The organism is Streptomyces sp. KM273126 (genome assembly GCF_004337435.2).
GTDB lineage: Bacteria > Actinomycetota > Actinomycetes > Streptomycetales > Streptomycetaceae > Streptomyces > Streptomyces acidicola.
In genome coordinates, this window is record NZ_SJXB02000001.1 from 2,052,189 (window position 1) to 2,067,506 (window position 15,318).

At 67.8% G+C, this 15,318-nt stretch carries 14 protein-coding genes and 1 pseudogene; 6 read left to right on the forward strand and 9 right to left on the reverse strand.

Annotated elements, in window-relative coordinates:
- The first annotated feature begins 5 nt into the window (after positions 1-5).
- Positions 6-338 (forward strand): thioredoxin, encoded by a 333-nt coding sequence (gene trxA / locus E0500_RS08820; RefSeq protein ID WP_131561807.1) that lies wholly within the window; start codon positions 6-8, stop codon positions 336-338.
- A 128-nt stretch (positions 339-466) separates the two neighbouring features.
- On the opposite strand, the gene E0500_RS08825 is transcribed toward trxA, so the two are convergent.
- The 9 genes and pseudogenes from E0500_RS08825 to rpmH form a co-directional block, all read right to left on the reverse strand.
- Positions 467-1,084: a GNAT family N-acetyltransferase gene (locus E0500_RS08825; protein WP_131561809.1), complete on the reverse strand. Its 618-nt coding sequence runs from the start codon at positions 1,082-1,084 to the stop codon at positions 467-469.
- 327 nt (positions 1,085-1,411) lie between these two features.
- Positions 1,412-2,508: pseudogene (locus E0500_RS08830) on the reverse strand (ParB/RepB/Spo0J family partition protein).
- Positions 2,505-3,578 carry a ParA family protein gene (locus E0500_RS08835; protein ID WP_131561864.1) on the reverse strand — a complete coding sequence of 358 codons (1,074 nt, stop codon included), beginning with the start codon at positions 3,576-3,578 and terminating at the stop codon, positions 2,505-2,507. Before E0500_RS08835 ends, E0500_RS08830 begins: the two are co-directional and overlap by 4 nt.
- A gap of 296 nt (positions 3,579-3,874) precedes the next feature.
- Positions 3,875-4,591 (reverse strand): 16S rRNA (guanine(527)-N(7))-methyltransferase RsmG, encoded by a 717-nt coding sequence (rsmG, locus tag E0500_RS08840; protein WP_131561813.1) that lies wholly within the window; start codon positions 4,589-4,591, stop codon positions 3,875-3,877.
- Between the two features lie 161 nt (positions 4,592-4,752).
- Positions 4,753-5,265 (reverse strand): R3H domain-containing nucleic acid-binding protein, encoded by a 513-nt coding sequence (locus E0500_RS08845; protein ID WP_131561815.1) that lies wholly within the window; start codon positions 5,263-5,265, stop codon positions 4,753-4,755.
- 15 nt (positions 5,266-5,280) lie between these two features.
- Positions 5,281-6,591 carry a membrane protein insertase YidC gene (gene yidC, locus E0500_RS08850; RefSeq protein WP_131561817.1) on the reverse strand — a complete coding sequence of 437 codons (1,311 nt, stop codon included), beginning with the start codon at positions 6,589-6,591 and terminating at the stop codon, positions 5,281-5,283.
- A gap of 3 nt (positions 6,592-6,594) precedes the next feature.
- A complete protein-coding gene (yidD, locus tag E0500_RS08855; protein ID WP_131561818.1) occupies positions 6,595-6,960 on the reverse strand; it encodes a membrane protein insertion efficiency factor YidD in 366 nt (121 codons plus the stop codon).
- A complete protein-coding gene (gene rnpA, locus E0500_RS08860; RefSeq protein WP_131561820.1) occupies positions 6,957-7,328 on the reverse strand; it encodes a ribonuclease P protein component in 372 nt (123 codons plus the stop codon). Before rnpA ends, yidD begins: the two co-directional genes overlap by 4 nt.
- Positions 7,329-7,349: 21 nt before the next feature.
- Entirely contained in the window at positions 7,350-7,487 is a 138-nt protein-coding gene (gene rpmH, locus E0500_RS08865; protein WP_003956500.1) for a 50S ribosomal protein L34, read from the reverse strand.
- A 416-nt stretch (positions 7,488-7,903) separates the two neighbouring features.
- Between rpmH and dnaA the strand changes: the two genes are divergently transcribed.
- The 5 genes from dnaA (at position 7,904) to E0500_RS08890 (ending at position 14,919) form a co-directional block, all read left to right on the forward strand.
- The gene (gene dnaA, locus E0500_RS08870) at positions 7,904-9,871 is read left to right on the forward strand and encodes a chromosomal replication initiator protein DnaA (RefSeq protein WP_131561822.1); all 1,968 of its coding nucleotides are present in this window, start codon (positions 7,904-7,906) and stop codon (positions 9,869-9,871) included.
- Between the two features lie 994 nt (positions 9,872-10,865).
- Positions 10,866-11,996 carry a DNA polymerase III subunit beta gene (dnaN, locus tag E0500_RS08875; RefSeq protein WP_131561824.1) on the forward strand — a complete coding sequence of 377 codons (1,131 nt, stop codon included), beginning with the start codon at positions 10,866-10,868 and terminating at the stop codon, positions 11,994-11,996.
- A gap of 199 nt (positions 11,997-12,195) precedes the next feature.
- Entirely contained in the window at positions 12,196-13,071 is an 876-nt protein-coding gene (gene gnd, locus E0500_RS08880) for a phosphogluconate dehydrogenase (NAD(+)-dependent, decarboxylating) (protein ID WP_131561826.1), read from the forward strand.
- Positions 13,072-13,240: 169 nt separating this feature from the next.
- Positions 13,241-14,365 (forward strand): DNA replication/repair protein RecF, encoded by a 1,125-nt coding sequence (gene recF / locus E0500_RS08885; RefSeq protein ID WP_131561827.1) that lies wholly within the window; start codon positions 13,241-13,243, stop codon positions 14,363-14,365.
- Entirely contained in the window at positions 14,362-14,919 is a 558-nt protein-coding gene (locus E0500_RS08890; RefSeq protein WP_131561829.1) for a DUF721 domain-containing protein, read from the forward strand. The genes recF and E0500_RS08890 overlap by 4 nt, the downstream gene beginning before the upstream one ends.
- Positions 14,920-15,318: the final 399 nt, after the last annotated feature.

Here is a 15,318-nt window from a genome sequence, read left to right on the forward strand (position 1 = left end):
CCGCCGTGGCCGGCAGCCTGAAGAACGTGACCGACGATTCCTTTGAGCAGGATGTCCTCAAGAGCGACAAGCCCGTCCTGGTGGACTTCTGGGCCGCCTGGTGCGGTCCGTGCCGCCAGATCGCGCCGTCCCTTGAGGCGATCGCCGCCGAGTACGGCGACAAGATCGAGATCGTCAAGCTCAACATCGACGAGAACCCGGGTACGGCCGCCAAGTACGGCGTCATGTCCATCCCGACCCTGAACGTGTACCAGGGTGGCGAGGTCGCCAAGACCATCGTCGGTGCCAAGCCGAAGGCCGCGATCGTGCGCGACCTTGAGGACTTCATCGCTGACTGAGCCGAGTCGTCGGCACCGCCGTATTCACGACAGCGGCGATGTTTCACGTGAAACACGAATGGGCCAGCCCTTGAGGACTGGCCCATTCGCATGAGAAGAGCACGCACAGTCCATGGAGAGCCCACCCATCAGAGCGGTCGCAGCGCGGGCTCCTTCTGTACGGCGCCGAGCAAACGGTCCAGCGCCAGCTCGACGTCCTCCTTCCAGGAAAGCGTCGTCCGCAGCTCCAGCCGAAGCCGGGGATATGTTGGATGGGGACGGACCGTCTTGAAGCCCACTGCCGTCAAATGGTCAGCAGGCAGCACACACGCCGGTGCCTGCCAACGCACATCCCCGAAGGCCTCAATGGCCTTGAAGCCCCTGCGCAGCAGGTCCTTGGCAACTGTCTGGACCATCACACGGCCCAAGCCCTGCCCCTGATAGCCCGGCATGATGAAGGCCGTCATCAGCTGGACGGCGTCGGGAGACACCGGACTCGTGGGGAACGCCGTCGAGCGTGGGACATAGGCGGGCGGCGCGTACAGCACGAAGCCCACTGGCACCTCGTCCACGTAGACGACCCGACCGCAGGATCCCCAGTCCAGCAGGACCGCGGAAATCCAGGCCTCTTTCTCCAGTGCGGAGGTACCCGCATTTACTGCGGCCTCACCGCTGACTGGGTCCAACTCCCAGAAGACACACGAGCGACAGCGCTGGGGAAGGTCCTGAAGGTTGTCCAGGGTGAGCGGTACGAGCCGACGCCCCATGAAGGCTGTTCCTCGCTTCCTTCGCCCGCTGCGTCGCGGGCTGCTTTCAGGGCGCTCCGCTCCCTCAGCAGGCTGCCGACGAAACCGCCAACCGCCCCCAGGCCAAAGCCTGCGGTCACCAACTCGGAACGGCTCATGTTTCGCATGACGCCCGCCTCCCCGATCAAGGTGCCGCCAGGTGGATGCGCCATACCCAAACGCATCGTATCCACGATGTGATTCCATCGATACCGCCTGAAAGCAAAGAGCAGGCCGTGTTCCGGTACACACCGGACACGGCCCGCTCTGCTGGTCGACCGGTCGAAAGTCGTCCTACAGTCTGAAGCCTCAGGACTCGGTCTCGTCGGATTCGTGATCCAGAAGACTCTTCTGAAGAACGGGACCCTCGCCTGGAGCCAGGCTGCCAAGGATGCGCTCAAGATCCTCCATCGAGGCGAACTCGACTGTGATCTTGCCCTTCTTCATGCCGAGGTCGACCTTCACTCGCGTCTCGAAGCGATCCGAGAGCCTGGTCGCAAGATCACTCAGCGCCGGGGAGACCCGGGTGCCAGCACGCGGCCCCTTGGAGGGCGGGGCGCTCTTCGGGTGCGAACCCATGAGGTGGACGATCTCCTCGACCGCCCGCACGGAGAGTCCCTCGGCGACGATCCGATGAGCCAGCCGGTCCTGCTCCTCCGAGTCCTCCACAGAGAGCAGTGCCCGGGCGTGCCCAGCGGAGAGAACACCTGCAGCCACACGACGCTGCACCGCTGGCGAGAGCTTCAGCAGACGCAGGGTGTTGGAAACCTGTGGACGGGACCGACCAATGCGGTCCGCCAGCTGGTCATGCGTGCACTTGAAATCCCTCAGTAGCTGGTCATAGGCGGCCGCCTCTTCCAGCGGGTTCAGCTGGGCCCGGTGCAGGTTCTCCAGGAGTGCGTCCAGGAGCAGCTTCTCGTCGTCCGTGGCGCGCACGATCGCTGGGATCGCCTCCAGGCCGGCCTCACGGCAGGCCCGCCAACGTCGCTCACCCATGATGAGCTCGTATCGCGCGGGGCCCAGTTGCCGTACGACGACAGGCTGGAGGAGACCGACCTCCTTGATGGAGGTGACCAGTTCCTGCAGAAGGTCCGCGTCGAACACCTCGCGCGGCTGGCGCGGGTTCGGCGTGATGGAGTCCAGGGGCAGCTCGGCGAAGTGGGCGCCGAGAGACGTCGCCGGTGTCTCCACGGCACCGTTCGGCGACGGTTCCTCTGTTTCACGTGAAACATGCGGCAGCGTTGTCACCTTCGCGGCCGCCACTCCCCGCTCGGCGGTGAGGGTGGGCACAGCCGCAGGGGACGTGGACCCTACGCCCCCGCCGGTGGCGCCACCTTCTCCCCGGTCGGGGCCGCAGGAATCAGTGCGCCGAGACCACGGCCCAACCCCCTCCGTCGCTCACTCACTGGATCCCCTCCACCATGCTCGGGTTGCTCTGTGCGCCGATATGCGCGGGCGTCGGGTCGTACCCAACGCCGACACCCTTCAGCGCGATTTCTCGTGCCGCCTCAAGATAGGAGAGGGCACCGCTCGAACCTGGATCGTACGTCAGCACCGTCTGCCCATAGCTCGGCGCCTCAGAGATACGGACGGAACGCGGAATACTCGTCCTCAGCACCTCGTCACCGAAGTGGCTACGCACCTCGTCGGCGACCTGGGAGGCGAGGCGCGTCCGGCCGTCGTACATGGTGAGCAGGATGGTCGACACATGCAGGGCGCGGTTGAGGTGCCCCCGCACCAGGTCGACATTGCGGAGCAGCTGCCCGAGACCCTCCAGTGCGTAGTACTCACACTGAATCGGGATCAGGACCTCCTGCCCGGCCACCAACGCGTTGACCGTCAGCAGACCAAGCGAGGGCGGGCAGTCGATGAGGATGTAGTCCAGGGGCTGCTCATAGGCATGGATCGCTCGCTGCAGTCGGCTCTCCCGCGCCACCAGAGAGACCAGCTCGATCTCCGCACCGGCGAGATCAATCGTGGCGGGGGCACAGAAGAGTCCCTCGACATCGGGCACGGGCTGGACGATTTCGGCCAGCGGCTTGCTGTCGATCAACACGTCGTAGATCGAAGGAACTTCGGCGTGGTGATCGATGCCCAACGCGGTGGACGCATTGCCCTGCGGGTCGAGGTCGATCACCAGGACACGTCCACCATGCAGGGCCAGTGAAGCGGCAAGGTTGACCGTCGTCGTGGTCTTACCGACCCCGCCCTTCTGGTTGGCGACCACGATGACGCGCGTCTGGTCGGGCCGAGGCAGGCCCTCACCAGCGCGCCCCAGAGCCTCCACTGCCAGTTGGGCAGCACGACCGATGGGAGTGTCGTCCATCGGGGGTGGTGTTTCACGTGAAACATCCTCCCCCATCGACTCGGTACGGGGGCCGGGGACCGGATCGGTCATCGGTCCCGCGATGTTGGCGTCGGACCGCAAGGATTCACTCTCCTCGACTTCAGGCTCGCAATGAACAGAGCCTCCCATGTCTTTGGGGTCGTGAACCAGTGAGGCCTGGTGTTCTGTGGAGAAATCCACCTCTGTGGACAACTCCGATACCTCTCCGAGTGACCCGAGAGGCTTACGGACGCGGGGGTCGGCCGCGGCGCGGCCGCGACTGATGATGCCGTGCAGCAGTGAGCGACGTTTCACGTGAAACACGATGCACAGCCGCGGCAACCGAAGTGCCGCGACACTCCGACATGCGTAGGTTTGGCAGCTTGTGTGGAGTACGTCTCGTCGTCAGGACGGATCAACCACAGGGCCACCTCCCCCAGAGAGACTCAACGACGCCGTCGGGTCCGCCCTGTCCTGGCCGCCTTGGCACGCTTGGCTGCGAACCGCACACCGCCGGGGCTCTCCCCGACCTCGACCCGCACCACGGTGGACAGTGGATCCACAACCCCCTCGCCGACATGAAGGATCGAGGTCTCCACGGCACCCAGCTTGCTCAGGGCAGTGGCCGCGCTCTTCAGCTCCTCCACAGCGGTGTCCCCCTTGAGCGCGAGCATCTCCCCGTACGGGCGCAGCAGGGGAATGCCCCAGGTGGCCAGCCGGTCCAAGGGAGCCACGGCGCGTGCCGTGACGACGTGGACCGCCGGCATCGTCCCCATGACCTCCTCGGCTCGGCCACGTACGACCGTGACGTGGTCGAGGCCGAGGAGCTCGACGACCTCGGTGAGGAAGTTGGTGCGCCGCAGCAGAGGTTCGAGCAGCGTGATCTTCAGGTCGTCCCGGACCAGGGCCAGCGGGATGCCCGGCAGCCCCGCCCCCGAGCCGACATCGCACACGGTCACGCCCTCGGGCACGACCTCCGAGAGCACCGCGCAGTTCAGCAGGTGCCGCTCCCACAACCGGGGCACCTCACGCGGGCCGATCAGACCGCGCTGCACACCTGCCTCGGCGAGCAGTTCCGCGTACCGGACCGCGTCCGCGAAGCGTTCGCCGAAAACCGCCCGGGCCTGCTCGGGAGCCGGGGGGAGCTCCGCTGCCTCCGTCACGAGGGACCGTCCTTCCGTACCGCACAGGCGCACTGGGCGCAGATCACCAGGACCATCAGGAACTACCGGCCGCCACGCGCCGCGGCGACCGACAGGAACTATCAAGCTGACAAAGTTCGGCCCCGTCTGCACAACAGACGGGGCCGGAGGAACGTGCCGAATCAGGCGGGAAGCACGACGACGAAGCGCTGCGGCTCCTCGCCCTCGGACTCGCTGCGCAGGCCCGCCGCCTTGACCGCGTCGTGTACGACCTTGCGCTCGAAGGGCGTCATCGGCTTCAGCTTCACCGGCTCGCCGGAGCTCTTGGCCTCGGCCGCGGCCTTGGCACCCAGCTCGGAGAGCTCTGCACGCTTCTTGGCGCGGTAGCCGGCGACATCCAGCATCAGACGGCTGCGGTCCCCGGTCTCCCGGTGCACGGCCAGGCGCGTGAGCTCCTGAAGCGCCTCCAGTACCTCACCGTCCCGGCCGACGAGCTTCTGCAGGTCGCGGCTTCCCGCGTCGCTGACGATCGAGACAGCGGCCCGGTCGGCCTCCACGTCCATGTCGATGTCGCCGTCGAGGTCGGCGATGTCCAGCAGACCCTCAAGGTAGTCCGCCGCGATCTCGCCCTCCTGCTCCAGGCGGGTCAGGGTGTCGCCACCCTCGGTGGCGGCGGAGGTGGTGCCTTCCGTCACGGGATGGACTCCTTCTTACTTCTTGGACGGGGACTTGGGACGCTGCTGGCCCTTGCGCTGGCCGGACTGGGCCTTGCTGCGGGTGCCGGAGCCGGGCTTCGAGGCCGTCTTCTTGACATTGGCAGCGCCCGTCGGTTGGGCATCCGGGGCGTCCGACGGCTCGTCGGACGGCTCGTCGGACTTGCTCAGCGACGTGGCGGTGGTCTTCGGCTCGGTGCCGCCCGCCGGCTTGGCCCCACCGGACTGGCGCTGGGACTTGCTCTGCCGCTTGGGCTGCTGACGCTTCGGTGCGCCGGTGGCCGGCGTACCGTCCTCGGCCACGGCCACGGACGAGGTCTCGCTCTTGACCACGGTGCCGTCGGCCTGGGCCGCAAGGCCCGCCTTGGTCAGAGTGTTGATGAACTTGCGCTCGAACTCGTTGCGGTCGCGGCCCTTGGCGACGATCGCCTTCACGATGGCGCGCTCACCGCGGTTGCGGGTCTTGCCGTGGTGCGTGACGTGCTTCTGCAGGCGCTCCAGGTAGGAGGCCTGGGCCTTGGAACCCGGGGTCGGGTTGTTGTGGATCACGTACATCTGCTGACCCATGGTCCACACGTTGGTGGTCAGCCAGTAGACGAGGACACCGACCGGGAAGTTGATACCGAACACGGCGAACATGATCGGGAAGATGTACATCAGCATCTTCTGCTGCTGCATGAACGGCGTCTTCACCGTGGTGTCGACGTTCTTCGTCATCAGCTGACGCTGCGTGTAGAACTGCGACGCCGACATCAGAACGATCATGATGGCGGTGACGATGCGGACGTTGGTCAGCGAGGCGTCGAGTGCCGCGACCTTGTCCGCGCTGTCAGTGAACTTCGCGGCGAGCGGGGCACCGAAGATGTGCGCCTTCTGCGCGCTCTGCAGCAGGCTCTGGTTGATCACGCCGATGGTGTTGTTCGACGCGATGCTGTTGAGCACGTGGTACAGGGCGAAGAAGAACGGCGACTGCGCCAGGATGGGAAGGCACGAGGAGAGCGGGTTGGTGCCCGTCTCCTTGTACAGCTTCATCATCTCTTCGGACTGACGCTGCTTGTCGTTCTTGTAGCGCTCCTGGATCTTCTTCATCTCGGGCTGGAGCGTCTGCATGGCCCGGGTCGCCTTGATCTGCTTCACGAAGAGCGGGATCAGGCAGATTCGGATCAGGATCACCAAGGACACGATGGACAGGCCCCAGGCCCACCCGGTGTCAGGACCGAAGATGGCTCCGTACACGGAGTGGAACTGGACGATGACCCAGGAGACGGGTGTCGTGATGAAGCTGAAGAGACTGGCAATCGTGTCCACTAATCATGCTCCTTGGGCATGGGACGGGCTCTCGGCGGCCGGGCTAGAGGAGAGGTCGGACACCCCGTGCCCCTCAGTGGCCGGTTCGGCGGCGGAGGTCCCGCCCTTGCGTGCACGCCAGGCGTTGCGCAGCATCTCGTGCCATCGCGGGCGCCTGCGCGGCGGGACATGGTCCACACCGCCCAGTGACCACGGATTGCACCGGAGGATGCGCCAGGCGGTGAGTGCCGTGCCCTTGATCGCACCATGCCGGTCGATGGCCTGGTAGCCGTAGTGGGAGCACGACGGGTAGTACTTGCAGACCGGCCCGAGCAACGGGCTGATCGTCCACTGGTAGAGCTTGATCAGCGCCAGCAGCGGATACTTCATCGCGCGCCCCCTCCCAGCAGCCGCTGAAGGGCGGCATCCAGGTCTCGGGCCAGCTGTACGTGGTCGGCGTCGCCCGCACCGGGCAGCGCTCGTACGACTACCAGGCTACCGGGGGGCAGCACGGCCACTCGCTCACGCATCAGATGACGAAGTCTGCGCTTGACCTTGTTACGTATGACCGCGCCTCCGACGGCCTTGCTCACGACGAAACCCGCACGCGTCGGGGGAGCGCTCTCCCCAGGCGCGTGCGGGTCCGTGGCACCGCTTCGAAGGTGGACGACGAGGAGCGGGCGTCCGGCCCGGCGACCTCGTCGTACCGCGGTCGCGAAGTCCTCGCGCCGCCTCAGCCGGTTCTCGGTGGGCAGCACGACGTCATGACCTGACCGGGATCAGGCGGACAGTCGGGCGCGACCCTTGCTGCGGCGGGACGCGAGAATCGCGCGGCCTGCACGGGTCCGCATACGCAGCCGGAAGCCGTGGGTCTTCGCGCGACGACGGTTGTTCGGCTGGAAGGTGCGCTTGCTCACTCGGGGGCTCCAGAAAGAAATCGGTGGTTGCGGGTGCCGTCCTGGCTGTCACCGTGCGCCCACGAGTAGCTCGCTCAACGCCCGAGTGCACCGCTTACCGATCACCCAAAGCGATCTGTGCCCATCGGAGGCAGGCGGCAGCAGCCATCGACAACTCGACCTGGTTACGGTACGCGGGGCTGCGCCATCCGGTCAAACCAAGGGTCACGGAGGGACACTGTCCACAGCCTGGGGACAACAACTTGAACCGCACCGGTCGCCCTGACTACCGTGACTGGACTCCGATTCGTCTCCTGCTCCCTGACCCAACGGCTTTGCGCCGACCCGACCGCCGGGACCCCGAAGGTCCCACCCGATTCAAACCCCAATCCGTCCCAGAACCACACGTTCGTGGGACCTGTGAGAGAGCGTGCCCTGTGGCTGACCTGCCTGCCGATCTTGCCGCAGTGTGGCCACGAGTACTGGAGCACCTTCTCGGTGAGGGGCGAGGACAGGGCGTCGAGGTCAAGGACGAGCACTGGATCAGGCGCTGCCAGCCCTTGGCGCTGGTCGCGGACACCGCGCTGCTCGCGGTCCCGAACGAGTTCGCCAAGGGCGTACTGGAAGGCCGGCTCGCGCCGATCGTCAGCGAGACCCTGAGCCGGGAGTGCGGCCGGCCGATCCGTATCGCGATCACCGTCGACAGCTCGGTCGGCGAACCGCCCGACCCGGCACCCCCGGCTCCGTCCCGTTACGAGGAGCCCGAGCTCCCCTCCGTACCGGCACAGAACCGCGACGGCTACGACGCCCAGATCCCGGACACGTACGACAGCCGGGCCCGGGACCCCTACGAGAACTACGGCCGCCACCGCGCCGACGACCGCGCGCCCGGCCGCCGCCCCGAACACCTGTCCGACGGCCCTGGCGGCCAGCTTCCGCCCCCGCGCACGGACCAGCTCCCGACCGCCCGCCCCGCCTACCCCGGGGACTACCAGCGCCCCGAGCCCGGCGCCTGGCCGCGCCCGTCCCAGGACGACTACGGATGGCAGCAGCAGCGACTCGGCTTCCCGGAGCGCGACCCGTACGCATCGCCTTCGCAGGACTACCGCGGGCAGTCGATGGAACGGCCGCCGTACGAGCAGCAGCGACCGGAATACGACGCCCGCGCCGACTACGAGCAGGCCCGCGCGGACTTCGATCCGGGTCGGGGCGACTACAACCAGCGCCCCGACCGCCGTGAGCTGCCCGATCCTCCGGCGGGCTCGGGCCATGTGCACCGTGGCGGACCGGTCGGCTCGGCGCTGCCCGCGTCCAGTGGCGCCCCCGGTCCCCTGGCAGCCCAGCCCGCCCCCGCGGCGGGTCCGGGCGAGCCCACGGCACGGCTGAACCCGAAGTACCTCTTCGACACGTTCGTCATCGGCGCCTCGAACCGTTTCGCGCACGCCGCCGCGGTCGCGGTCGCCGAGGCGCCGGCCAAGGCGTACAACCCCCTCTTCATCTACGGGGAGTCGGGGCTCGGCAAGACGCACCTGCTGCACGCGATCGGGCACTACGCGCGCAGCCTCTATCCGGGCACGCGCGTGCGGTACGTGAGCTCGGAGGAGTTCACCAACGAGTTCATCAACTCCATCCGCGACGGCAAGGGCGACAGCTTCCGCAAGCGGTACCGCGAGATGGACATCCTGCTCGTCGACGACATCCAGTTCCTGGCGGACAAGGAGTCGACGCAGGAGGAGTTCTTCCACACCTTCAACACGCTCCACAACGCGAACAAGCAGATCGTGCTCTCCTCCGACCGGCCGCCCAAGCAACTGGTGACCCTGGAGGACCGGCTGCGGAACCGCTTCGAATGGGGCCTGATCACCGACGTCCAGCCGCCCGAACTGGAGACGCGTATCGCGATCCTCCGCAAGAAGGCGGTGCAGGAACAGCTCAACGCCCCACCGGAGGTGCTGGAGTTCATCGCCTCCCGCATCTCGCGCAACATCCGCGAGCTGGAGGGCGCGCTGATCCGGGTGACGGCGTTCGCGTCGCTCAACCGGCAGCCGGTCGACCTCGGCCTGACCGAGATCGTCCTCAAGGACCTGATCCCGGGCGGCGAGAACGCGGCCCCGGAGATCACCGCGACCGCCATCATGGCCGCCACCGCCGACTACTTCGGTCTGACCGTCGAGGACCTGTGCGGCACCTCGCGCGGCCGCGCCCTGGTGACCGCCCGGCAGATCGCCATGTACCTGTGCCGCGAGCTCACCGACCTGTCACTGCCCAAGATCGGCGCGCAGTTCGGCAACCGCGACCACACGACGGTCATGCACGCCGACCGCAAGATCCGCGCGCTGATGGCCGAGCGCCGCTCCATCTACAACCAGGTCACCGAGCTCACGAACCGCATCAAGAACGGCTGACGGCCACCGCCGTACGCCTCTGAGGGCGCCCCGGGACAGAGGTTCCGAGGGCGCCTTCGTCATGCGCGGTGAAGCCGCCCAGGACGGCGCTCCGAGGGCTTCGCCACCCGTTTTCGAGCCCGTCCACCGCCGTTCCCGGACGATCCACCACGGTTCCCGGACGCGCGCGGCGGGGTGCTGGTGGTCGTTCCTCGTCCCCGCGCCCGACACGCGCTGTTCGAATACCTGTGGCGTTACGGCCGCTCTCCACAGATTCGGGGACTTTCTCGCGTCCACACCCTGGGGACTGGGAAGTTATACAGATCATGTCCACAGGCGGCCCTGGTGAAGAGCCATCAGGCAAGGTCAGCTGCTTGTGGATTCGTGGACGAAGGATCTCCACAGACTGTGGACGACCAGAAGATCCACAGGCTGTGCACGGAGTTGTCCACCGGCAACCCACAGGCAGTGGCTGGTTGTCCCCAGCGAGCCCCGGCTTCTCCACAGCCCTGTCCACTGTTCGGCAACGCAACGCGCCCTCTCACCGCGTCGAGTGAAAGGCGTCACACCAAGGTGCCGGGTTGGGCTGTGGGAAAGACGGGTAAACCTGGGGACGCCGCTGGGGAGAAGTACCCCGAGGCTGTGCACGGGGTGTGCAGAACTTTCTGTTCTCCACAGAGACACCTGGTTGTCCACTGCCCGCACCCACAGGCCCGGTGGACAAAATCTCGGCGCTGACCTGCGAAAACGCGGTTATCCACGGTTTCCACAGGCCCTACTACTACTCCCAACCAGAGAGAGCAGGGAATTCGCTTCGAAGGGGGTCCTGTGCACAACTCGCTGTCCGGCTCCCGGCTGCCCCTCATCACGACTTGACCCCGAGAGGCACCTACTGTGAGTGGGGTGCGTCAGACTGTTCCCCGGTGTCCTTCCCCTCACAGGGGCCGGGGACACCGAGTCAGACGACGAAGCCAGGCAGGGCGAGAAGCGCCGGCAACAGCAGGAGGCGGCAACAGTGAAGATCCGGGTGGAACGCGACGTACTCGCGGAGGCAGTGGCCTGGGCGGCGCGCAGCCTCCCGGCCCGTCCGCCGGCGCCTGTCCTCGCCGGCCTCCTTCTGAAGGCCGAGGACGGTCAGCTGAGCCTGTCCAGCTTCGACTACGAGGTCTCCGCGCGCGTGTCGGTGGAGGCCGAGGTCGAGGAGGAGGGCACCGTCCTCGTCTCCGGCCGCCTCCTCGCGGACATCTCCCGCGCCCTCCCCAACCGCCCGGTGGAGATTTCCACAGACGGTGTACGGGCGACCGTGGTCTGCGGTTCCTCGCGGTTCACCCTCCACACACTGCCTGTGGAGGAGTACCCGGCGCTGCCGCAGATGCCGACCGCCACGGGCACGGTCCCCGGAGAGGTCTTCGCGTCCGCAGCCGCCCAGGTCGCCATCGCCGCCGGCCGCGACGACACGCTGCCCGTGCTCACCGGTGTGCGCATCGAGATCGAGGGCGACACGGTGACGCTGGCTTCCACCGACCGCTACCGCTTCGCGGTCCGCGAGTTCCTGTGGAAGCCGGAGAACCCGGAGGCGTCCGCGGTCGCGCTGGTCCCCGCCAAGACGCTCCTGGACACCGCCAAGGCGCTCACCAGCGGCGACAGTGTGACGCTGGCGCTGTCCGGCTCGGGCGCGGGCGAGGGCCTGATCGGCTTCGAGGGCGCGGGCCGCCGTACGACCACCCGCCTGCTGGAGGGCGACCTCCCGAAGTACCGCACGCTGTTCCCGACGGAGTTCAACAGCGTGGCCGTCATCGAGACCGCCCCCTTCGTCGAGGCCGTCAAGCGTGTGGCCCTGGTTGCCGAGCGGAACACCCCGGTGCGGCTCAGCTTCGAGCAGGGCGTGCTGATCCTGGAGGCCGGCTCCAGTGACGACGCACAGGCTGTGGAAAGGGTCGACGCCCAGCTGGACGGCGACGACATCTCGATCGCCTTCAACCCGACGTTCCTGCTGGACGGCCTGAGCGCGATCGACTCCCCGGTGGCCCAGCTCTCCTTCACGACGTCCACGAAGCCGGCGCTGCTCAGCGGCAAGCCCGCGCTGGACGCCGAGGCGGACGAGGCCTACAAGTACCTGATCATGCCGGTGCGGCTCAGCGGCTGACGGTTGTCCACAGCGCGGGACGGGCCCGGTGGATCGCCGGGCCCCGCGCAACGGCAGTAGGGGCACGATCCGGTGAAGCCGCAGGTCGGGCGGTACGTTTGAGCGCGTATGCCCACGGATGTGCGTGAGCGTCCGGGTTTAGGCTCGGACACGGGTACGAAGGTGCCCTCATGCCACGTCGCAACCTAAGGAACAACTGATGGAGCTCGGTCTCGTCGGCCTCGGCAAGATGGGCGGCAACATGCGCGAGCGGATACGCCGCGCAGGCCACACCGTGATCGGATACGACCGCAACCCGGACCTCGCCGATGTCCAGGGCCTCGAAGAGCTTGTGGGCAAACTCCAGGGCCCCCGCGTGGTGTGGGTGATGGTCCCGGCCGGCGCCCCGACCCAGGCGACCATCGACGAACTCGCCGAGCTCCTGGAGCCCGGTGACGTCGTCGTGGACGGCGGCAACTCGCGCTGGACGGACGACGAGAAGCACGCGGAGCAGCTGGCCGCCAAGGGCATCGGCTTCGTCGACTGCGGAGTCTCCGGCGGTGTCTGGGGCCTGCAGAACGGCTACGCGCTGATGTACGGCGGCGACGCCGAGCACGTCGCCAAGGTGCAGCCGGTCTTCGACGCGCTCAAGCCGGAGGGCGACTCCGGCGCGGTGCACGCGGGCAAGGTGGGCGCCGGGCACTTCGCGAAGATGGTCCACAACGGCATCGAGTACGCGATGATGCAGGCGTACGCCGAGGGCTGGGAACTGCTGGAGAAGGTCGACTCCGTGACGGACGTCCGCGAGGTCTTCCGTTCCTGGCAGGAGGGCACGGTCATCCGTTCCTGGCTGCTGGACCTGGCGGTCAACGCCCTCGACGACGACGAGCACCTGGAGAAGCTGCGCGGCTACGCACAGGATTCAGGCGAGGGCCGGTGGACCGTGGAGGCGGCCATCGACCACGCCGTCCCGCTGCCGGCGATCACCGCGTCGCTGTTCGCGCGGTTCGCCTCCCGGCAGGAGGACTCGCCACAGATGAAGATGATCGCGGCGCTGCGGAACCAGTTCGGCGGCCACGCGGTCGAGAAGAAGTAGTCCACAGCAAGATGCAGTCCACAGCCTGAGGATGACGCCTTCATGACACCCTCAGGAGTGGCCCGGTTGTCCACAAGCCGTGGACAACCGGGGTAAACCCGCAGGCCACGGCGGCCCCGCAGCAAGGGGACGCCCGAAGCACCACGTTGGGGGAGGTCGGCACCCGACCATGCACGTCACGCACCTGTCGCTGGCCGACTTCCGCTCGTACGCCCGGGTCGAGGTCCCGCTCGACCCGGGCGTCACCGCGTTCGTGGGCCCCAACGGGCAGGGCAAGACGAACCTGGTCGAGGCGATCGGCTACCTCGCGACCCTCGGCAGCCACCGGGTGGCGTCGGACGCGCCCCTGGTCCGTATGGGAGCCGAGCGGGCGGTCATCCGGGCGCAGGTGAGGCAGGGCGAGCGCCAGCAGCTCGTCGAGCTGGAGCTGAACCCGGGCCGGGCCAACCGCGCCCGCATCAACAGGTCCTCGCAGGTCAGGCCGCGTGATGTGCTCGGCATCGTACGAACTGTGCTGTTCGCGCCCGAGGACCTTGCCCTGGTCAAGGGCGACCCGGGGGAGCGGCGTCGCTTCCTCGACGAGCTGGTCACCGCCCGCTCGCCGCGCATGGCGGGCGTCCGCTCCGACTACGACCGGGTCCTCAAGCAGCGCAACACCCTCCTCAAGACGGCCGCGCTGGCCCGTCGCCATGGCGGCCGCACCATGGACCTGTCCACGCTCGACGTGTGGGACCAGCACCTCGCACGCGCGGGCGCCGAACTGCTCGCGCAGCGCCTCGACCTGGTCGCCACGCTCCAGCCGCTGACCGACAAGGCGTACGAGCAGCTCGCGCCCGGCGGCGGTCCGGTGGCCCTGGAGTACAAGCCCTCCGCGCCCGGCATCGTCGGCCAGGCACGCGAGGAGCTCTGCGAGCAGCTGGTGACAGCCCTCACCGAGGCTCGCAAGCAGGAGATCGAGCGGGGCGTCACCCTTGTGGGACCGCATCGGGACGATGTGATTCTCAAACTCGGTCAGCTGCCCGCGAAGGGGTACGCGTCACACGGCGAGTCCTGGTCGTACGCCCTGTCGCTGCGGCTCGCGTCGTACGACCTGCTGCGGGCGGAGGGGAACGAGCCGGTGCTCGTGCTCGACGACGTGTTCGCCGAGCTCGACGCCCGCAGGAGGGAGCGCCTCGCGGAATTCGTGGCCCCTGGGGAGCAGGTCCTGGTGACTGCGGCGGTCGAGGACGATGTACCGGATGTACTGACGGGGACGCGGTACACCGTGTCGGACGGCACTGTGGAGCGCGCATGAGCACCGACGGATCCGCACCGAAAGCCTCTGGACCAGTGCCGCGGAAGGCCCCCGAGCCGTCCGGCGTCGACCTGGCGCGCGTGGCGCTGCGGGCCGCGAAAGAGGCGGCACGCGCGCGTGGGGATGCCGTTCAGCAGAAGAGGCAGGCCCGGCGCGGTGGCGGGCTGCGCTCCGGAGCGCGCGCCGACGGCCGCGACCCGATGGCGCTCGGCTCCGCCATCAACCGTCTGATCACCGAGCGCGGCTGGGAGACGCCGGCCGCCGTCGGCGGTGTCATGGGCCGCTGGCCCGAGCTCGTCGGCGAGGACGTGGCCAAGCACTGCGTCCCGGAGAAGTACGACGAGGACGAGCGGGTCCTGACCGTGCGCTGCGACTCCACGGCCTGGGCGACGAACCTGCGCCTGCTGGCTCCCCAGATCGTCGCGCGCCTCAACGAGGACCTTGGCCACGGCAGGGTGCGGCGGCTCCTGGTGCACGGTCCCTCGGGCCCTGCCCGGCGTTTCGGCCCGCTGCGCGCGCCCGGGAGCACGGGTCCCGGGGACACCTACGGCTGAGCCCGCCGAGAAGCGCGGCCATGCCGTGACCGGATTCACACGGACGAATCCGTCACGGGATGGTTGGAGCCGATTTGATAGCTCTTCGACTGTCCGTTCGTGCCGGTTCTCGTGATCGCACGCGGTTGCGAACGCCGCCCCCGTAAGGGAGTAGCGATGGGTTGACGCCCGGAAGCGCTGAGTGCCTCTGTGAGCCTCTTGGAGCCCCGTTCCGCATATGGGGAGTCGGCCGAGACCGGTTCAGGGCGGCACATGCGGACTCAGGTACCGGCAAACCCCCATCACTGTCAGCGCTACCGGTAGACTGGAGGCCAATCCCGCCCCACTTGTGGGGACCGCTTCGGATACACCGTGCAACGCTGACAAAGGCTTCCACCGCAACATGCGGCAGTCATCCCG